The organism is Cerasibacillus sp. (assembly GCF_036516575.1).
Lineage (GTDB): Bacteria > Bacillota > Bacilli > Bacillales > Amphibacillaceae > Cerasibacillus.
This window is the reverse complement of sequence record NZ_DATBTY010000069.1, coordinates 1-18942: the sequence shown is the minus strand read 5'-3', so window position 1 is coordinate 18942 and position 18942 is coordinate 1. Positions and strand designations below refer to the sequence as shown.

Genomic DNA, 18942 nt, shown 5'->3' with positions numbered 1-18942 from the left:
TTTTTCAACAAATATAGGGAATCTACATAGTAGTCACCCTTTTGATTGTACTAGTATTTGTTCTAAAAACAATTTAACTAAAGTGAGGTGAAGATGCATGAGTGAGAAAAGAGAACCTGAACAAAAACTTGTAGAAAAACAACGCAGAAAAGAACAACATGGCACGAATCCGGATAAGTATGAACCGAAAAAAGGGTTCGCAAAAGACGGCAATGCCCGCGGTGTCGTTCCTAAAAATAGTGACGACCAACCGAAAAAGAAAAAACATGAATAAAAAGAAACACCTTTTCGTCGGGGAAAACGAAAAGGTGTTTAATTTTTATATCAGGGAATTTTTATAAGGGAGTTTGTTATGACTAGATGAGGAATTAACGTATTTCTTTAAATTCAGTTTCAATCTTTTGATGACCGTCATTGCTTTCAAACACTTCCCGACGCTCCAATTCAAAGCGATCCATAATCGGGATGTCGTTCACTGAGAATAAATAAGTGTTTTGAAGCGCATGATGTTCATACCAAGCCCAGTTTGGAATGACGAAGTAATCGCCCTTCTTCCAATTAAATCGAACACTATTAATGACAGAATACCCTTCGCCTTCATGCACATGAACAATTGTGGAGTGTGTATGTCTTTGTGCTTTTGTCGATAAACTTTGTGGTAAATATTGCATTCGAGTACCCATCGTTGGATTTGCTGACTTTCCAGTCGATGGATTGATATACTCTACTGCAAATCCTTCATATGGATCTGGATCGAAGTTCATTAAGCCTTCAATTGCATCAACAGTACGTGACCATTTATAGTTCGCTAATGGCGCGACGTCGTATTGAGCGTCACCAACAGGACGGACCATTCCACCTTGATAACGTTTTTCCGAGAAGTTATCCGGTACATTCGGTTGCTGCAACCCTTCTTCATACGGTTCAAAGAATGTACCACCGATTGAATAAATCGTCGGGATGTCTAATGCGTCCATCCAGATCATCGGCTCATCACCATCATGTGCATGACCGTGCCATAAGTTTTTAGGTGTAATGAGGAAATCTCCTTCCTCCATATACACTCGCTCACCTTGTACGATTGTATATGCTCCACTGCCCTCAGATATGAAACGCAATGCACTTTGTGTATGACGATGAGAAGGCGCTTCTTCGCCCGGTAATAGTAACTGTACCGCCGCGTACAATGTTTGCGTTGTAGAAGCCCATCCCCAAGGTTGTCGATACGTTAGTCCTGGATTTTGGAAGTAGATTGCTCGGCGTTCTCCACCGCGTTCCGGTGTGAAAATTTCTGATGCTTCCATCAATTTCTTTTTCAACAATTCACCTGACCATAAATAAGCTTCCGCATGAGGTTTCGGTGTTTTATTCATAATTTCTGGAATCGCTTCCCAAAGAGGTCCCAAGTTGTACTGTTGAATATCTTGCGTAAAATCTTTAACTGTATCACTCTTCATAAAGTTTTGAATGTCTTCGCCTTTATTGCTCATTATGCATCCTCCTTCACTCTTTTACAGGACTTACCTTATTTTCAAGTGTTCCAACTCGATCAATGTCAATCGTAACGACGTCTCCTTCTTTTAAAAATCTCGGTGGATCCATCGCTACTCCGACTCCTCCAGGGGTACCCGTTAAAATGATATCGCCCGGTTTCAACGTCATTAAATTCGATAAAAATGCTACGAGTTTCGGAACTGTAAATACTAAATTTTTTGTATTCGTTTGTTGGCGCACTTCACCATTCACTTTTAATGTTACCGCCAATCCTGATGGATCTTGTAATTCATCAGATGTCACAATCCACGGTCCGATTGGTGCACTGCCATCAACACTCTTCCCTTGGAGCCACTCTAATGTTCGACGTTGAATATCACGATAAGTCACGTCGTTTGCAATTGAATACCCTGCTACATAATCGAACGCATCTTCTTCTTTAACATTTTTCGCTTCTTTTCCTACAACAAAAACAAATTCCGCTTCGTAGTCTAATTGTTCTGAAATTGGATAAAATGGAATGTCATCTTCTGGACCGATAATCGTATTTGCAAACTTCGCGAATACGACAGGATATTCTGGAATTTCACGTCCCATTTCTAAAATATGCTCTCGGTAGTTATGTCCAACACAAATGATTTTTTCAGGTTGGTGGAGTGGTGCTAATAGCTTTACCTGCTCTCGCTCATAAACTGTCCCTTCTGCATTTTTCAATACATAATCGATTACTCCGCGAGCTGCTTCCATTGAATCTTCGCCACCGCGTAAAAAATCTTCCATCGTACTCGGAACATACGCTTGAGCTTTCTCTTCGATTCTCGTCTTCCCTTCATTGTGCAACATTTGTTTATAAGACGCGTGTAAATCGATGACACGATCTCCATCTACATATGCTCCAATTGATTGCTTCTCTTCATACTGGAAAGTTACTAATTTCATTTTCCTTCACCAAACCTTTCTCATCGTTTAACCTCTTCGTAATGACGAACCATTTGTTCATAATGACTTTGAATATGACCAACGATTAAATGCTCAATGATAAAAGCAATTGTTTTTCCTTCAAAATTCGCATTATAACTCGGTGCTTGAATCGTTAAATGTTTCGGTTGTAATTTTTGAAACATCTCCTCTATATGTTGCACTTCTTCGTGCAATTGGAAGATTAATTCTTCAACAGTCTTTTGACTGACTACTTGTTTATTAACTGCAACTAATCGACGAACATGTTCATGATTGCGTCCCCACCTTCCTGTTGGCTCGATCAATAAACTTTCTATATCTTGACGCCAAAATGGAATTGCTTCTGTCACGTGGGACACAATTTGCATCACTGACCACTTCTCGGGAGAAGGAGCTATCCAATAAAACGTTTCATCTTTATCTCGTAAAAAGCGAACAATATGTGCCGTCGTTTCTTCGTACTGTTTAAACCACCGTTGAAATTGATTCATATTATTCTCCTTTACATCATTTGTTGTTCAATCTTTTGTTTAATCATTAACTTGCTAATCTTACCAGAAGCTGTAACTGGTAAATCTCTAAATATAATAATGCGATCAGGGACTTTATATTTCACTAGTCGCTCTTTTAAATATTCAAGAATGATTTCTTCCTTCACTGAACGACCTTCAACGAGCGAAATACAAGCAATCGGTATTTCACTATAAATTTCATGAGGCACTCCGATCACCGCTGCTTCTTTTACATCTGGATGCTCATGTAAAATTTCTTCAATTTCTCTCGGGTAAATATTAAAGCCACCACGAATGATCATTTCTTTTTTACGTCCGACAATTTTAACGTAACCATTTTCATCAATCATAGCCATATCGCCCGTTTTGAAATATCCATACTCATCAAAAGCCTCTTTCGTTTCCTCTGGCATTTTATAATAGCCTTTCATCACACCAGGCCCTCGGCAAAGCAGCTCTCCAACTTCTCCAACTGTACATCGTTTCCCAAAATCATTAACTACTTTAATCTCTACTCCAGGAATTGCTCTTCCTACAGTTTCTGCTCGCATTTCGTCACTATCTTCAAAGCTTGTAATTGTTAATGTTGCACTCGTTTCAGTAGCACCATATGCTACTAAAATATTGCAATTCATTTCTTTTCGAATCCGTTTGACAATTTCGACAGGACAAGGAGCTGCAGCCATTTCTCCCGTTCGAAGAGAGCTTAAATCGTATTTATCAAAATGTTCAGAATTCAATTCTAAAATAAACATTGTCGGTACTCCAGGATGAATTGTAATTCGTTCTTTTTCAATTAATTGCAAAGCCCCTCGTACGGAGTATTTTTCCATCAAAACAATTTTAGAAGCTGTCCATAATGAGCGTAACGTGAACGTTACCCCCATAATATGAAATAATGGATTGGGAATTAAATAACGATCTTCTTCTGTCGCTTGCATAACAGTAGCACCAGCATGAGCGGAAAATAATATGTTTCCTTGTGTTAACATCGCTCCTTTTGGCTGTCCTGTAGTTCCTGAGGTGAACATAATGACACCTAAGTCATCTTTACTCACTTCTTCGATCTCATCGTTATAGTGTTCGACATATCGAAGCGCTTCCTCAATTGATGAATATTTTGATTTTTCCACAGTCATTATTGATAAGTTTAATTTTTTATAATCTTTTATTTTTTCCATCATTGTAGGATTAGACGTAATGATAACTTTTGGCTCTGTTTTGACTAAAACATATTCACTTTCAATCTCTTGATACGATGGATTTAAAGGAACTACAATTGCCCCTAACTTCAATGTGGCATAAAATGCAATAACATATTGCACACTATTCTCGATAGCAATGACCACTCGATCTCCTTTACGTACATGCATCTCTTTATAAAGATAAGAAGATAATCGAGAAACTTGTTCTTCTAATTGTGCATATGTTAATCGATGTTTCGAATCAACAAGCGCTTCTAACTTTGGATATTTCTCACTTTGCCTTTGTAATAAATCACCAATATTGGATACCGAATTGTAGTTAAGCAAACGAATCACCCCTTGAACATTTATTAATCGTAAATTGCTTCCCAAATCGATGCGATTCCTTGACCTCCTCCGATACAAGCAGATGACACGGCATAACGTGCTTGTCTACGATGTAATTCTAAAATCATCGAATACGTAATACGCGTTCCACTTGTTGCCAATGGATGTCCAATTGCGATTGCCCCCCCATTGACATTCGCTTTTTCCAAATCAAAACCTAATGCTTTTTGACAAGCCAAATATTGAGCAGAAAACGCTTCATTAATCTCAATTAAATCCAGATCCTCTATTGTCAAGTTCGCCTTCTTTAAAGCTCCTCGAATAGCAGGTACAGGTCCAATCCCCATAATTGTCGGATCAACTCCTACTACTTCATATGACACGAGCTTCGCTAACGGACGAAGATGATGTTTTTTCGCATAGTCTAATGTCGTAACGATAACGGCCGCTGCACCATCTACCATACCGCTCGCATTCCCTGGCGTCACAACGCCCCCTTCGATAAAACGTGCTGGGAGCTTCGCTAATTGTTCCATGCTCGTCTCACGAACATGTTGATCTTCTTCTAATAAAATTGTCCCTTTTTTCGTTTTCACTTCAACTGGAACAATTTCCTCTCGTAACTTATCTCGATTCTTTCGTGCACGTTCATGACTGGAATATGCATGGGCATCAATTTCTTCTCGTGTTAATTGATATTGTTTCGCCAAATTTTCAGCCGTTACTGCCATCGTACAACCGACATTTGTATCTAATAATCCATCCCATAACCAATCTTGAATTTCTGGACTTCCTAGAGGGGATCCCCAGCGCATACCACGAATAACATGGGGTACTTGACTCATATTTTCTGTACCGCCTGCTAACACAACTTCAGCATCTCCTAATTGAATGCTTTTTGCTGCTTGGATTAACACTTCAATTCCTGTTCCACAAACACGGTTCACCGTTAATGCTGGTGTATTCTCTTTCGCACCAGCTTTTAGCGCGACGTGACGAGCTAACATATGTGCTTCTTGACTGGACTGTTGTACGTTTCCAAAAATAACTTCATCGATTTCAGATGCCTCAATGCCAGAGCGACGGATCGCTTCTTTCGCTGCAATGACTCCTAAATCAGTCGCCTTGATGTCCTTAAATAAACCTGATATTTTAGCAAAAGGAGTTCGAGCTCCTTCCACAATGACAATTTCTTTATTCACTGTTCTTTCCTCCCTATATGCTATAGTTTTCTATTTGAATCAGCTTCTCAGCTACTAGCTGTTGTAAACTTAAGTAGTGGATACGATGAATCGATAATAAATTCATCCAACTCGTAACAAGCTCGGCATTATTACATTCGCTAAGTAAATAAGTAGATTCACTTACTAACTTCGTAATTGCTCTTTGAATAAATAAATTTGTAAGCGCATACATATATGAGCTGTTTTTTCCGGACTTATCTGCTTTTTCTGTACGTAATACTGCGGATTCTATCGCATAAAACTGCGTCGCACAGTTCGCGATGAAATGAGCAATCGTTTGATATTTATTCATATCAACGAGCTGTTCTTTCTGAAAATGTTGAATCGTTTGAATGATGACTTTTTCTACTTCACGTACTACGCGCAATAACGATTGATCCATTTCTTCTGAAACAGGAAAACTTTCGTATTCTGCATTCATACACTCTTGTGCTAAAATAATGCGATTAATTTCATTCGTTCCTTCAAAAATCCGATTAATTCGAACATCACGGTAAATATTTTCGATTTCATATTCTTTCATATATCCATAGCCACCATGAATTTGTAAAGCTTCATCAACAATGGCATCTAAACTTTCTGTCGCGATAATTTTACTCAACGAACATTTTGATGCGTATGGTGCGATCGCTTTCGCATAATTAGAAGTCGAATCCATCTGTTCAAAGCTCTCTTGCATTTCACCTGCAATGCGGTAAATAACACTTTCTACTGCAAAAATTTGAGCTGCCATCGCTGCAATCTTATACTGTGTTAATTCAAATTCATTCAATGTTTTTTGGAACTGTTTTCGTTCATTTCCATATTGTAAAGCAAGTTCTAATGAACGTTTCGCACTTCCTAATGAAGTTGCAGAAATTTTAAAGCGCCCGATATTTAATACGTTAAAAGCAATGTAATGACCTTTTCCTAATTGGCCAATGACATTTTCTTTCGGAACTTTCACTTGATCTAAAATGACAGAACAAGTCGATGATCCTTCTAAGCCCATCTTCTCTTCTTCTTGACTCGTTGAAAGTCCTTCACTATCTGCTTCTACGATAAAGGCTGTCACTCCTTCAGGTGCTCGAGCGTATACGATGAAAATATTTGCAAATCCCGCATTTGTAATCCATTGTTTTTCTCCACTTATTAAATAATGTGTTCCTTCATCATTCAATGTTGCTGTCGTACGAAGACTTAATGCGTCCGTTCCACTAGAAGGTTCTGTTAAAGCATACGCTGCAATGTTCTCCCCGGATAAAATACTTGGCAAATAACGCTCTTTTTGTTCATCGTTTCCAAAATAAGCAATCGGCAATGCGCCGATCCCTGTCTGTCCACCAAATGTAATAGAAAAAGAATGAGCATAAGCAAGCTTTTCACTAATGATAGCGCCATTTACTTTTCCTAAATCGAGACCGCCGTATTCTTCTGGAATATCGGCACCGATCAATCCTAAATTTCCCGCTTCTTCCATAAGCTCACGTACAGTGTCGAAATTTTTGTCATTCAGTTCTTCCAAGCGAGGATATACTTTTTCCTTCGCATACATTTCGGCTGTACGAGCGATCATATCTGTCGTTTCGTCAAAATCTTCTGGTGTGAAAATCGAATCGTTTTGTACTGAACTTTTAAATAATATGCTCATCTGTTTCCTCCTTTATTGAAATTTAATAGAAGAAGGGGCAACCTTCTTCTATTATTTATTTTCCTTTAAACTGAGGTTTTCTTTTTTCTAAAAAGGCATTGAGTCCTTCCGCTCGATCTTCTGTCGCAAAGGCGTTACCGAAACACATTGCTTCCATAAGCAAACCAGATTGCGTATCAACATCACTCGCTGCGTTAAGTGCAAGTTTTGCCATTTGAATCGCAACAGGTGGTGTTTTCGCAATTTTCGTTGCGATTTTATTTGCTTCTTTCATCGTCTCCTCATGGGGAACGACACGATGTAATAAGCCTAAATCACTCGCCTTTTGCGCATCGATCATATCGCCTAATAAAACGAGTTCTTTCGCAACACCTAGACCGACAATTTTTTGAAGGCGTTGTGTTCCGCCACCGCCAGGAATGATTCCTAGGCTTGTCTCTGGGAAAGCAAATTTCGCTTTTTCGCTCGCTACGCGGAAGTCACAAGCGAGCGCTAATTCAAATCCTCCCCCTAATGCTAAACCGTTAATTGCCGCGATGACGGGTTTCGTACATTGTTCTACTTTTGTAAAGAGTGTGCGCGACACTTTGTTCATCTTATTAATTCCGACGATATCTAAATGCGCCATTTCTTGAATATCTGCTCCAGCAACGAAAGCTTTCTCCCCCGCTCCTGTTAAAATGATGACACGCACTTCATCGTTACTTTCTAACTCATCAATTTGGCGACTGAGTGTTAAAAACACTTCACTATTTAAAGGATTCACTGGTGGACGATCAATTGTCACAACAGCGATATCCTTTTCAATCGATACTTTCACTACTTCACTCATTTTACTTGTCCTCCTCACGATAGTCGTAAAAACCAACGCCTGCTTTTCTCCCGTGGTGACCTGCACGAATCATTTGTTTTAACAATAATGGAGCAGCAAAGCGCGCATCATTGAATTCTTCTTTGAAATATTCCATAACATGATATCCGATATCCACTCCTGCAAAATCTTGTAATTCGAAAGGTCCCATCGGATAATTCAATCCGAATTTCACTGCTTTATCAATATCTTCTGCACTGGCTACACCTTCTTCTAATAAGCGAATCGATTCAATGAAATGAGGAATCATAACACGATTCACGATAAATCCAGGAACATCTTTTTTCACTTCGACATGTTCTTTTTTCACACGCTCTGCAAACTGCTTTAAACTTGTGATCGTTTCATCAGATGTTTCTAATCCTCGGATTACTTCAACGAGCTTCATAATTTGCGCTGGATTGAAGAAGTGCAATCCAGCTACACGGCTCGGATTTTTCGTAGCTGTCGCAATTTCAGTAATTGACATCGATGACGTATTCGTTGTCAGTAATGCAGACTCTGGAACAATCGCATCGAGTTGTTGGAATACAGATTTCTTTAAATCCAAATCTTCCAAAACTGCTTCGATGACAAGATCAACATCTTGAAAGTCTTCCATATTTGTCGTTTGTTGAATACGTTGTAATGTTTGCGCTTTTTCTTCTTCCGTCATCTTGCCACGTGTTACGCTTTTGTCCATGAATCGTTCCATACGAGAAATTGATTTTTGGACAGCCTCCTCATGAAGATCACAAAGGACTACTTCGAAACCATGCATCGCTGCTAAGTTCGCAATTCCAGTCCCCATCGCTCCTGCTCCTAAAACTCCTACTTTTTGAATTTCCATTCCCTTCACTCCCTCTTCCTTATTAAACTACCTTTATTGTAAACGTTTTCTTACCGCTTTTATATCTACAGTTTGTCGGAAAATAAAATGACTTTTACTACATTGTGTTGATTGGCTTTTTCTCAAAATAAAGTCCTTACTTAAAAATCGTACTGGCTATGTCACTGAAATGAAAAAGAGTACTGGAACGAATGTTTATCCCACGTACTCTCTTTCCCGCTATTCATTTAACTTACATATAATGTATTCCCTTTGATTCCAATGATCATATGACCCGCTTCATACAATTGTACAATTGGTTCATAAAAAGCTCGCTGATTTGCAAAATAGCTCGCTGCTACATAAGCCATGAGCGCCATCGTTTGTACAGTCATAAACTTCGTTAATGAAGTCGCTCCAAACAATTGGATGTACTGATCAAACGCCGCTTGATACACCTCTTGTAAATAAGGGTCTATCAATGTATGCACTTGTTCAATTGGAGTTGCAAAATGTTGTACCCATTGTTCTGGTAAAGGGAAAATCGCTTGCCATAGTTCGCTTTGATCAAACGATAATGTTGCTACAACTTGCTCAAGATCTTCTCGAGCTATACATTCCACACGTCCTTCAACATTCGAAAACTGCTTCAGCCATTGTGTCATCTGTTCTACTGCAGCATCTGTCGTTCCCATGTTCGATCCACTGTGCTCTCCGAACATTTGAGTGACGAATTTCTGTAAGTTTTCTACCTCTACTACCATCGTTTCTGTCATCTTAGTTCCCTCCCTCTTAATATTTCGTCGTCAATTCTGGCGGACCGAATTTTGGACCGTATGGACCTTCATCTAACCATCGACCTAATGTCGGCACGATGGATACGAGGGAAGCTGCTAATTCGCGTTTCATCTCCATCTCCTCTGACGCTCCTTGTAAGTGGTTCAATGCTGTTGTTGAACCGTCACGATTCCAAAGTGCTGCGATTCTCCGTTCTGTTGCTGCTTGTTCAATCGCTCGACGACGCTCATCATTTGTTTCACTATTTTCAGCTTTGCGAATACCACGCAATGCGATGACTGCATCAGGTACACCTGAGTTCAAACCACGTGCTCCGAATGGTGCGAATAAATGCGCTGCTTCTCCTGCAAGAATAATACGACGATGTGCATCTGTAAATTCATCAACAACGACTTGGTGGAATCGATAACTTGACACCCACGTAATACGCTCTGCATATTTTTCAGGCATAACGAGTGGAATCCATTCTTTCACTGCTTCTTCTGATACATAGTCTTCCAAACGATCATCTGGAAGCAGTTGCAAGTCAACTCGTACGCCACCTTTAAATGGAACGAGCATTACATTTCGTTTGCCCATCGCTGGGTGATGATAGTGGAAAATACGTTCAAGTGGCATTGGATCTTCGTCATCATCTTTCACATCGACAACTAAGAATGTATCGTTCGTACGTGGCCCTTCGAGTTTCAAGCCTGCTTCTTCTCGCACCTTCGAACGTGCACCATCTGCGCCGATAATATATTTCGCTTCCCATGACTCTCCATTTTCACTCGTTACTGTAACTCCCTCTTCGCGAATGTCTAACTTTTCAACAGGCTCTCCCCAAATGAAAGATACACCAGCTTCTACACAAGCTTCATATAAATATTTCTCAATTTCACGCTGATGAAGCGATGTAAAGTGGGGCAACTGTTTTGAATCTTTATTGTTTGTAATGCCATAGTTTCTTACATAAACTTCTTTACCGCGGTATAATGTGCGCTTAATGGGCCAAATAACACCATTTCGTGCTAAGCGAAAACCGAGCCCTTCACTCACTTCTTCTAATAACTTTAATGTTTCTTTATGAATATAAATCGCACGGCTCCCTGCACGAACGCGATCTTGTGGTTCTGCTTCGACGATTGTACATGACAATCCTTCTTTTCTTGCTGCTAAAGCTGCTGTCATTCCAACCGGTCCTGCCCCAACAACTAATACATCGATTACATTATTCATTTTTCATCCATTCCTTTCATTTTGCGTTTTATCATTTCTGGAATTTCAATCGCTTTCGGTGATGCTTGTGCGATTGAAACCCAAGCTCTCACTTCTTGTCCAATTGCGACGAGTACGTCACCCTCTTTTTTAAATTCATGGCGAATGTGAAATACTTTTCCTTCGACACGTTCAATCATGGAGTGGACGGTTACGATGTCCTCATGTTGTAAAGAAGTTTTAAATTTACATGTTGCTTCCAATAATGGAATGATAATTTGTTTCTCATTTTGCAAAGTTTTCAAAGACAAATCATTTTGTTTAAACATGTCATGTGTCGCTTGATCCATATAGCGATAATAGTTTGGATAATACACAATTTGTGCTGCATCAGTATCTCCAAACGGTACGACAAATTGATTTTTACATTCCATTTTGTCACTCCGTTCCATTCGAAATATATTTCCAGTCTCCTTCTTCAATCGCCATGATCGTAATTCCATCATAATCTGGTGTCATTTGATCATTTTTGAAGTTGAATGTTCCTGTTGCGCCTAAGAAATCACCCATATCTGATTGTAAATACGTTTGAATTTCTTCTCGCGAATAATGTCCTTCTTCAATCGCCTGTAAAACTAATTGAACTCCGTCATAAACGTGAGCAGCGAATAAGTCTGGTTCTTTTCCTTCAAACATTGTTGTATATGATTCTTTGAAATGACTTAATTGTGTTTTCATTTCTGAATCTGGCAACTGCTCAACTACATTCATTTTGCTTCCTAATACGTGAATATTTTTACTGTTTCCTTTTACTTGTTCAATAAAGCCTTTATTTGCTGCAGCTGTACTTTGAATCATCGGAATATCAAAACCTAAAGATTGGAAGTTCCTCGCTACAACACCTGCTGCTGGGGTGCGTGACCAAACGATGACTGCTTCAGGATTTTTTGTTTTGATTTTTGATAATTGAATCGTCATATCTGTTGCTGACGCATCGAACTCTTCATGAGCGACCACTTCGATTCCTTTATCTTTCGCTAACGTTTCAAATGCTGGTAATCCTGTTACACCAAAGCCATCGGAAGCATTGATCCACCCTACTTTTTGAATACCATTTTCCTCTAAATATTCGATGATTGGCATCGCAATGACTTCTGGTGTATGCGCCATTCCGTAAATATACTCTCCGCCTGTTGAAATTGGAGCGAGTGTGAACAACGGAACTTTTTGTTCTAACGCTTTAGGCAAGATTGCCATCGAGGCACCAGACTGTGTAGCGCCAATGACTGCAACTGCACCATCTGAAATTAATTTATCCATCGCAATAACAGCTTTCGTATCATCCGTTTCATAATCATGCTTCACTAATTTAACTTTCTTTCCGCCGATTTCTCCTCGCTCATCAATTTCTTTTTGAAGCAATTTTACTGTGTTCACTTGAGCTTCTCCTAATGTAGAAGCTGGACCTGTTTCAGCTAAGATGATTCCAATTTTAATTTCATCACTCGATGAATCCGATCCCCCTGTATTTTCATCATCTAAATTACATGCACCTAAGACGAGCAATAAGAGAGCGAATAAACTTACTTTGAACATATTTTTCATTATGACATTCCTCCTTTAAGCTGTTTCAATTCCTAAATATGCAGATTTTACATTTGGATTGTTAGCCACTTCTTCACTTGTACCTTCTAAAACAAATTGGCCTTCTTCCAAAACATATACTCGATCAGATACTTTCAATGCTGCATTAATATTTTGCTCGACTAACACAATCATCGTTCCAAACTCTTTTTTAATTTGTTGTAAATTGTTTAGTATTTCATTGACAATTTTAGGTGCTAGTCCCATAGACGGTTCATCTAATAAAATCACTTTCGGATCGCTCATTAACGCTCTTGCAATCGCTAACATTTGTTGCTCTCCGCCACTCAAATTCCCTCCTAAATTATGTTGGTGCTTTTGTAAATTCGGAAAAAAGTCTAACATTTTATCTATATTTTCATGAACATGTTTCATATTGCGATAATATTTTGTATAGGACCCTAACTTTAAATTTTCAATAACAGTGTGACCGGGAAATACTTGTCTTCCTTCTGGCACGAGTGCTATTCCCTTTCGAATCGTTTTATAAGGAGGAAGCTTCGTAATGTTCTCTTCAAATAGCGTCACTTCACCAGTGTAAGGAGTGTAGACTCCGGATATCGTATTCAACAATGTACTTTTACCTGCGCCGTTCGCTCCGATTACCGAGACAAGTTCTCCTTCATTCACTTCCATTGAAATGTCGTCTAAAATCTCAATGCGCCCTATTTTAGTGCGAATATTCCGAACTTTTAACATCATCTAAATCCCCCCCGATATATGCTCGAATCACATCTTCATTTTTTTGAATTTCAGCCGGTATTCCTTCAGCGATTTTTTTCCCGAAATCTAGGACGACAATACGATCCGCAATTCTCATAATCGTAGCCATCTTATGCTCTACAAATAAAAAGGTCATCCCGCGATCTCTCATCTGTAAAATGGTATCCGCCATCGCTTCTGTTTCCACTTCATTGAGCCCTGCCATCGGTTCATCTAACAAAACTAGTTGTGGATTTGAAATGATCGTTTGAGCAAACTCTACTTTCTTTTGTTGTCCGTAACTCATCTGTTCAACTAAAGTATGTTCCAATCCTTGTAGCCCGGTAAGTTCAATCAATTCCATTGCTTTTTCATAGGCATATTGTTCTTCTTTCCTCGCAGATTTCAAACGCAATCCAGCAGCGAACACTCGATTTTTTAATTGGACACTAATTCCAGTCATTAAGTTTTCAAGCGCCGTCATACTCCCGAAAACCTCTAAATTTTGAAAAGTTCTCATCATTCCAAGAGGTGCTAGTTCAAATATTTTTTTGTCTGTAATGTTTTGACCATTCAACTTAACAATCCCTTCCGTCGGTGGAGTAAAGCAAGTAATCATATTAAATAAAGTTGTTTTACCTGCACCATTCGGACCGATAACCGCGACAATTTCTCCTGGAAAGACTTCAAAACTGACATCCTCTACCGCTGTCACTCCACCAAAACGCTTCGTTAAATGTTCAACTTGCAATATAGGTTCAGTCATTTAAACGCCCCCTTTGGCATCCACTGGTTTTAAATCGAGACCTGAGTCCGATTCATGTTCATTTTTTCTTTTTTGAAATCGATCGAATAAAGAGACAATGCCATTTGGCATGAAAATCATCATGACGACAATAATAAAGCCATATACAATAATCTCCACTTCACCACTTACGTGTAAATAATTGTGACTCACATAGCGAATCCCTTCATTCAAAAACGTAATGGCGACCGTTCCAATCATGGCTCCCCAAATGGAATGAACCCCACCTACCATCACCATGACTAAAAGTAAAATTGAAAAAGAAACGTTGAATGTAGCAGGTGAAATAAATTGAATGTAATGCGCATATAAACTTCCCGCTAATGAGGCATACGTTGCACTAATCGCAAAAATTAACACTTTATATTTGGATACTTGAACTCCTAGTGCCGTAACTCCCGTTTCACTATCATGAATACTTCTCAAAATCCTTCCTACGTTCGAGCGAATGATATTACTTGAAAAGATAATGATGAAAACGACGATCGTCCACACAAAATAGTAAAAGTTCAATTGATTACCTAAATCAATGCCTAATAAATTTAACTTCGGAATTCCACCGAGTCCTAAAGCTCCACCTGTCATCGCTGTCCAACCATTTAATATCGTATAAACGATAATATTAATCGCAATCGTCGCTAATGCTAATATGTGACCCTTTAATTTCAAAACACGTACCCCGACGAAATAAGCGAGAAGAAATGTCATTCCCATTCCTAAAAGAATGGCGAACCAAGCAGATATTTCAAATTTCGTTGTTAAAATAGCACTCATATAAGCTCCAATTCCATAAAACGCTGCATGCCCAATTGAAATTTGACCTGCATAGCCGATTAATAAACTTAAACCAATCGTGATAATTGAATAGATTCCTAACAATATGAGTAATGTAAATATATATTGAGTCGTGACAACGAGTGGCAAAAGAGCTATTAATATAATAAAAATAACTAATCCTTTCCCACGTCCTGGATACAAAACTTGTGATGCATTTCTCAAGAGCATTTCCCCCTTTAACTGTTAAACACGTGTACCGTCCGCTTTTGTAAACAGTCCTTGCGGTCGAATAAATAGAACAAAAAGTAAAAATCCGAAGGCGATTGCATCTGTGTAATACGTTGAAACATATCCCCCAGAAAATGCTTCAATCATGCCGAGTAACAAACCTCCTGCGACTGCTCCTTGAATACTATGCATACCTCCAAATACCATCGCGACAAAGCCTTTAATTCCAATAAAAAATCCCATATCGTACGTAGCATCTGTCAATGGCGCAATCATCGCTCCAGCTAACGCTCCTAATGCTGCTGCAATCGAGAAAGCAATCGCTGACATATTTTTAACGTTAATCCCCATTAAACTTGCCGCATGAGCATTACGTTCACTCGCTCTTAACGCAGAACCTAAAAACGTTTTATCGAAGAACCAATACAGTGCGACGAGATGAATAACTAAAATTAAAAAAATCCAAAGACTTTGAGTATTGACAACTGCTCCTAATAATTGAATCGGCTTATTTTCAAACAATGGTGGTAACGACTTTGGTGCCGTTCCCCAAATGAGTAAAGCGACTCCTTTCAAAAAGATCGACACACCTAACGTAATGACGATTAAAATTCCTGGCTTTGCGCCCTTCACTGGATTAATCGCTAGTCGTTCTACAAAAAAACCTATTAATGCTACACAAACAATAGCTAACGGAATTGAAATGTAAATCGATAACCCAACTTGCACGAAAGTAACACTGACCAATGCTCCTAACATCGCAAACTCTCCTTGCGCTAAGTTAAGCACGCCTGTTACGTTATAAATCGTAACAAATCCTACAGCCAATAAAGCATATACACTTCCAATTGTTAAACCGGTGATTAAGTATTGCATGAACAAATCCATCTTCCAACCCCCTTGTTGTAAACGCTTCCAATATTGAAAAGGCCTACGATTGATTGTTCTCATTATATGACGCATACCTTCACGTTCCTATATACATAATGTAGGAAATTCAGTCCCTTTCTTCCGACATTATGTGCAAAACAAAAAACAGTAACTTTGAAATCGTTACTGTTTTTCACTCACTCTCTATTCCATTCTTCCCCGCACATCTCTAACAGTTTCATTGCCATCATTAAATCAAAGCGAACATCTGCATCATTTAAATCTTTATCTAACAACTCTTCAATTTTATTTAAACGATAAATGATTGTACTGCGATGAATGTATAACTGTTCAGCTGTCCCCTTTACATTCCCGTTATTCATAAGAAATGCTTTCAATGTTTTCCATAACTCGTTCTTCTTTCCACTTTGCTCCTCAAATAAGTTGTTTAATTGTTCGTTCACAAACATTTGGCTCATTCGCTGATCTAAATGATGCAATATTGTATAAGAACCTAATTTTTCAAAAAATAAATATGGTTTTGTTACAAATCGGGTCATCAAAACATTTAAAGCTTCTGTCGCTTGTTGATAACTAATCGTGTAATCAGAAATATCTTGAACAGCTTGCCCGATTCCAAAATGAATGCCGATATCTCTTTTTAAATTTCGAACGACCTTCATACATTTATTGTGTAAGTTCTCCCAATATTGATAATGTTCTTCATACTTCGTTGGAATCACGAAAAGAAATTGATCATTATACGCAGACATCAAAATGTCAGGATAATATTGAGAGAGCTCTGTATTCAATTGTTCCCACACATACATTTTTTCCGCTTGCAGAGAGCGTAAATCTTTGTTATACCTCGTAGGTAATGTAATTGCAATATCCACAATCCGATGCTCAGAAAAGATGTCCCATTGGAACAAGCTTGCGTATTGAATTAAATATTCCCTTTCTTCAACAGGATTCGTAAACAATTTCGCTAAAAATGTATCTTTCATTTGTTCATTCGTATCGAACGCAAGCTTCTTTTTTATAAATTGAATGGAACTAATATTTGTCGCAACTTCGACCGTTACTAAGTCAAACTCATCAAAAAGTTGCTCGTTCACACCTATCGCTAAATATCCTAATAAGTCTCGCACACCATGGATTGGCCATATGGAAAAAATTTGACTTCCTTTAAGATGTACTTGGAAAACGTTTCGAGCCATTGGCATCGTTTTTAGTTGTTCAATAATGTGATGTAATTCTTCTTCGTTCTCCAAACCATGAGCGGAAAGTATTCGAAAAAAACGGTCAAATACTAGCACAGGTCTTCGATAAATATCAAATACCATTTGAGTAATACTTTCAAAATCATCATTTACAATCGTTTCTTTCACAAGTTTTTGTTGATAGTACAATATTTTTTTCAAACGTTCTTTCTGTTCTCTCTCTTGACGAACGTAAAAAGCATGTTGGATAAGCATCGCAAAATAGTTACCTAACAAATGAGTTAAACGATGTTCTTCTTCAGCATAAGGTAATTTTCTACTAGAACGATCCAGTAATAAAATTCCTAAAGTTTGTTGATTCACCTGAATAGGGACGAACATTTGAAACGGCTTTTGTTTATGCACAACTTCATCTTTATGAATGCTAGTCGCGATTTGAATATCCCCGTACATAGATGGATGTAAGTCATACGTTTGAGTTTCTTCATGATATAAATAAATCGCAGCAAAGTCAGATTGTGTAACATTTGCTGCTTGTGCTGTTAAATCACTTATCATTGCAGATACCGAGTTTTCAGGTGATAATTGATTCGCCATCCAAGTCAGTCCACGTGTAAATCCAATTTCTTTCTTTTTAGAACGAATTAACGTGATCGCAATTGCAACATCTTTACCAAATTCATTAAAGATATGTTCCATCGGTAAAAGTTCTAAATTTTGTTCGTAACCAATTAAACAAAATCCATATTTTTTGTCTTGATGAACGAGTGGTACAGTAAACCACATATTCATATTTGCCCTTTGCATCGTTGCATGAAGCGCACATGTTTTAGCGCTATCATACTCATTTTTGTACATACTCGTTTTCATTAAATATTCGGAACATTGTTCTACACGTAAAGGAAAACTATGAATAATTTCCTCATGTTCTCCACCCCAAATACGCGGTTCAAAATGTTGATTGCTCTTTAATATGATGCCAACAAATTCACAATTAATCGTTTCTTTAAATGATTCAACTAAATAGTGTAACGTTTCTTCTTCTGTATTTAATTGCAAAAGCTCTCTAGACTTTGTCCGCAACTGTTTTTCAAGTCGCTTGACAATTTTAATGTTGTTCTCTTTCATGTACACCCCTCATTTCTCCTTATATCCCCTAATGTTTCTCTTATCGTTTGTTAAATATATCAAACTTTTACTAACGTTGTACAATTTTCTAAAAGGTATAAATTTAAACTAAAATAAAAAACCTTTCCCTATAAATTAGAAGGAAAGGTTTAGATCAGTTTCACCACTTCAATATTCTTTTCGATTATTTCGCACACTGCGAATATTCAAGAACATAAGAATCGCCAATACGATGAGCCAACCGTACAACCATTGAGGAGAAATAGAGTACATTTCAACGGCATAAATCGACAATGGGACGAGTAAAAAGACAATTCCCAGTGACAGATTCAAAAGGCTTTGTTGTTTATGATATTGAGAGATGTCGCGAATATGCTCTTTTTTAACGACTTTCCGAAAGAAGTCTCCCATCCTCAAGGAGTGTGAAGGTGCGAATAGCACCAATGAGTAGGTGGGAGATGAATTTCGGTTGGCTTTAGCCAAAGAATTTGGTAAAATATAGACATAATGTTCTTTGAC

General features: G+C 38.3%; 19 protein-coding genes. 1 reads left to right on the top strand and 18 read right to left on the bottom strand.

What is annotated here, in order from left to right:
- The first annotated feature begins 97 nt into the window (after positions 1 to 97).
- On the top strand, positions 98 to 274 hold the full coding sequence (locus VIG73_RS11930) for a hypothetical protein (protein WP_331642269.1): 177 nt from the start codon (positions 98 to 100) through the stop codon (positions 272 to 274).
- Positions 275 to 368: 94 nt separating this feature from the next.
- On the opposite strand, the gene VIG73_RS11925 is transcribed toward VIG73_RS11930, so the two are convergent.
- The 18 genes from VIG73_RS11925 to VIG73_RS11840 form a co-directional block, all read right to left on the bottom strand.
- Positions 369 to 1490 (bottom strand): cupin domain-containing protein, encoded by a 1122-nt coding sequence (locus tag VIG73_RS11925; RefSeq protein ID WP_331642267.1) that lies wholly within the window; start codon positions 1488 to 1490, stop codon positions 369 to 371.
- Between the two features lie 13 nt (positions 1491 to 1503).
- Complete coding sequence (locus tag VIG73_RS11920; protein ID WP_331642265.1) at positions 1504 to 2433, bottom strand: fumarylacetoacetate hydrolase family protein; 930 nt, start codon at positions 2431 to 2433, stop codon at positions 1504 to 1506.
- Positions 2434 to 2453: 20 nt separating this feature from the next.
- On the bottom strand, positions 2454 to 2945 hold the full coding sequence (locus tag VIG73_RS11915; protein WP_331642263.1) for a DinB family protein: 492 nt from the start codon (positions 2943 to 2945) through the stop codon (positions 2454 to 2456).
- Positions 2946 to 2956: 11 nt separating this feature from the next.
- Complete coding sequence (locus tag VIG73_RS11910) at positions 2957 to 4498, bottom strand: class I adenylate-forming enzyme family protein (protein ID WP_331642261.1); 1542 nt, start codon at positions 4496 to 4498, stop codon at positions 2957 to 2959.
- Between the two features lie 23 nt (positions 4499 to 4521).
- On the bottom strand, positions 4522 to 5700 hold the full coding sequence (locus tag VIG73_RS11905) for an acetyl-CoA C-acetyltransferase (protein ID WP_331642259.1): 1179 nt from the start codon (positions 5698 to 5700) through the stop codon (positions 4522 to 4524).
- Between the two features lie 13 nt (positions 5701 to 5713).
- The gene (locus tag VIG73_RS11900; RefSeq protein ID WP_331642257.1) at positions 5714 to 7372 is read right to left on the bottom strand and encodes an acyl-CoA dehydrogenase family protein; all 1659 of its coding nucleotides are present in this window, start codon (positions 7370 to 7372) and stop codon (positions 5714 to 5716) included.
- A gap of 55 nt (positions 7373 to 7427) precedes the next feature.
- Positions 7428 to 8204, bottom strand: coding sequence for an enoyl-CoA hydratase/isomerase family protein (locus VIG73_RS11895; protein ID WP_331642255.1), 777 nt, complete (start codon positions 8202 to 8204; stop codon positions 7428 to 7430).
- A gap of 1 nt (position 8205) precedes the next feature.
- A complete protein-coding gene (locus tag VIG73_RS11890) occupies positions 8206 to 9072 on the bottom strand; it encodes a 3-hydroxyacyl-CoA dehydrogenase family protein (protein ID WP_331642253.1) in 867 nt (288 codons plus the stop codon).
- 227 nt (positions 9073 to 9299) lie between these two features.
- Positions 9300 to 9827, bottom strand: coding sequence for a hypothetical protein (locus tag VIG73_RS11885; RefSeq protein WP_331642251.1), 528 nt, complete (start codon positions 9825 to 9827; stop codon positions 9300 to 9302).
- 16 nt (positions 9828 to 9843) lie between these two features.
- Positions 9844 to 11067: an NAD(P)/FAD-dependent oxidoreductase gene (locus tag VIG73_RS11880; RefSeq protein ID WP_331642249.1), complete on the bottom strand. Its 1224-nt coding sequence runs from the start codon at positions 11065 to 11067 to the stop codon at positions 9844 to 9846.
- Positions 11064 to 11480 (bottom strand): acyl-CoA thioesterase, encoded by a 417-nt coding sequence (locus VIG73_RS11875; RefSeq protein ID WP_331642247.1) that lies wholly within the window; start codon positions 11478 to 11480, stop codon positions 11064 to 11066. The genes VIG73_RS11880 and VIG73_RS11875 overlap by 4 nt, the downstream gene beginning before the upstream one ends.
- A 4-nt stretch (positions 11481 to 11484) precedes the next feature.
- Positions 11485 to 12651 carry an ABC transporter substrate-binding protein gene (locus VIG73_RS11870; RefSeq protein WP_331642245.1) on the bottom strand — a complete coding sequence of 389 codons (1167 nt, stop codon included), beginning with the start codon at positions 12649 to 12651 and terminating at the stop codon, positions 11485 to 11487.
- A 15-nt stretch (positions 12652 to 12666) separates the two neighbouring features.
- Positions 12667 to 13389, bottom strand: a complete 723-nt coding sequence (locus VIG73_RS11865) for an ABC transporter ATP-binding protein (RefSeq protein ID WP_331642271.1) — start codon at positions 13387 to 13389, stop codon at positions 12667 to 12669.
- On the bottom strand, positions 13361 to 14158 hold the full coding sequence (locus VIG73_RS11860) for an ABC transporter ATP-binding protein (RefSeq protein ID WP_331642243.1): 798 nt from the start codon (positions 14156 to 14158) through the stop codon (positions 13361 to 13363). The genes VIG73_RS11865 and VIG73_RS11860 overlap by 29 nt, the downstream gene beginning before the upstream one ends.
- The gene (locus tag VIG73_RS11855) at positions 14159 to 15196 is read right to left on the bottom strand and encodes a branched-chain amino acid ABC transporter permease (RefSeq protein WP_331642240.1); all 1038 of its coding nucleotides are present in this window, start codon (positions 15194 to 15196) and stop codon (positions 14159 to 14161) included.
- A gap of 21 nt (positions 15197 to 15217) precedes the next feature.
- Positions 15218 to 16090: a branched-chain amino acid ABC transporter permease gene (locus VIG73_RS11850; RefSeq protein ID WP_331642238.1), complete on the bottom strand. Its 873-nt coding sequence runs from the start codon at positions 16088 to 16090 to the stop codon at positions 15218 to 15220.
- A gap of 179 nt (positions 16091 to 16269) precedes the next feature.
- Positions 16270 to 18423: a helix-turn-helix domain-containing protein gene (locus VIG73_RS11845; protein WP_331642236.1), complete on the bottom strand. Its 2154-nt coding sequence runs from the start codon at positions 18421 to 18423 to the stop codon at positions 16270 to 16272.
- 168 nt (positions 18424 to 18591) lie between these two features.
- The coding region (locus VIG73_RS11840; protein ID WP_331642234.1) for a hypothetical protein at positions 18592 to 18942 on the bottom strand (351 nt) is incomplete at its 5' end.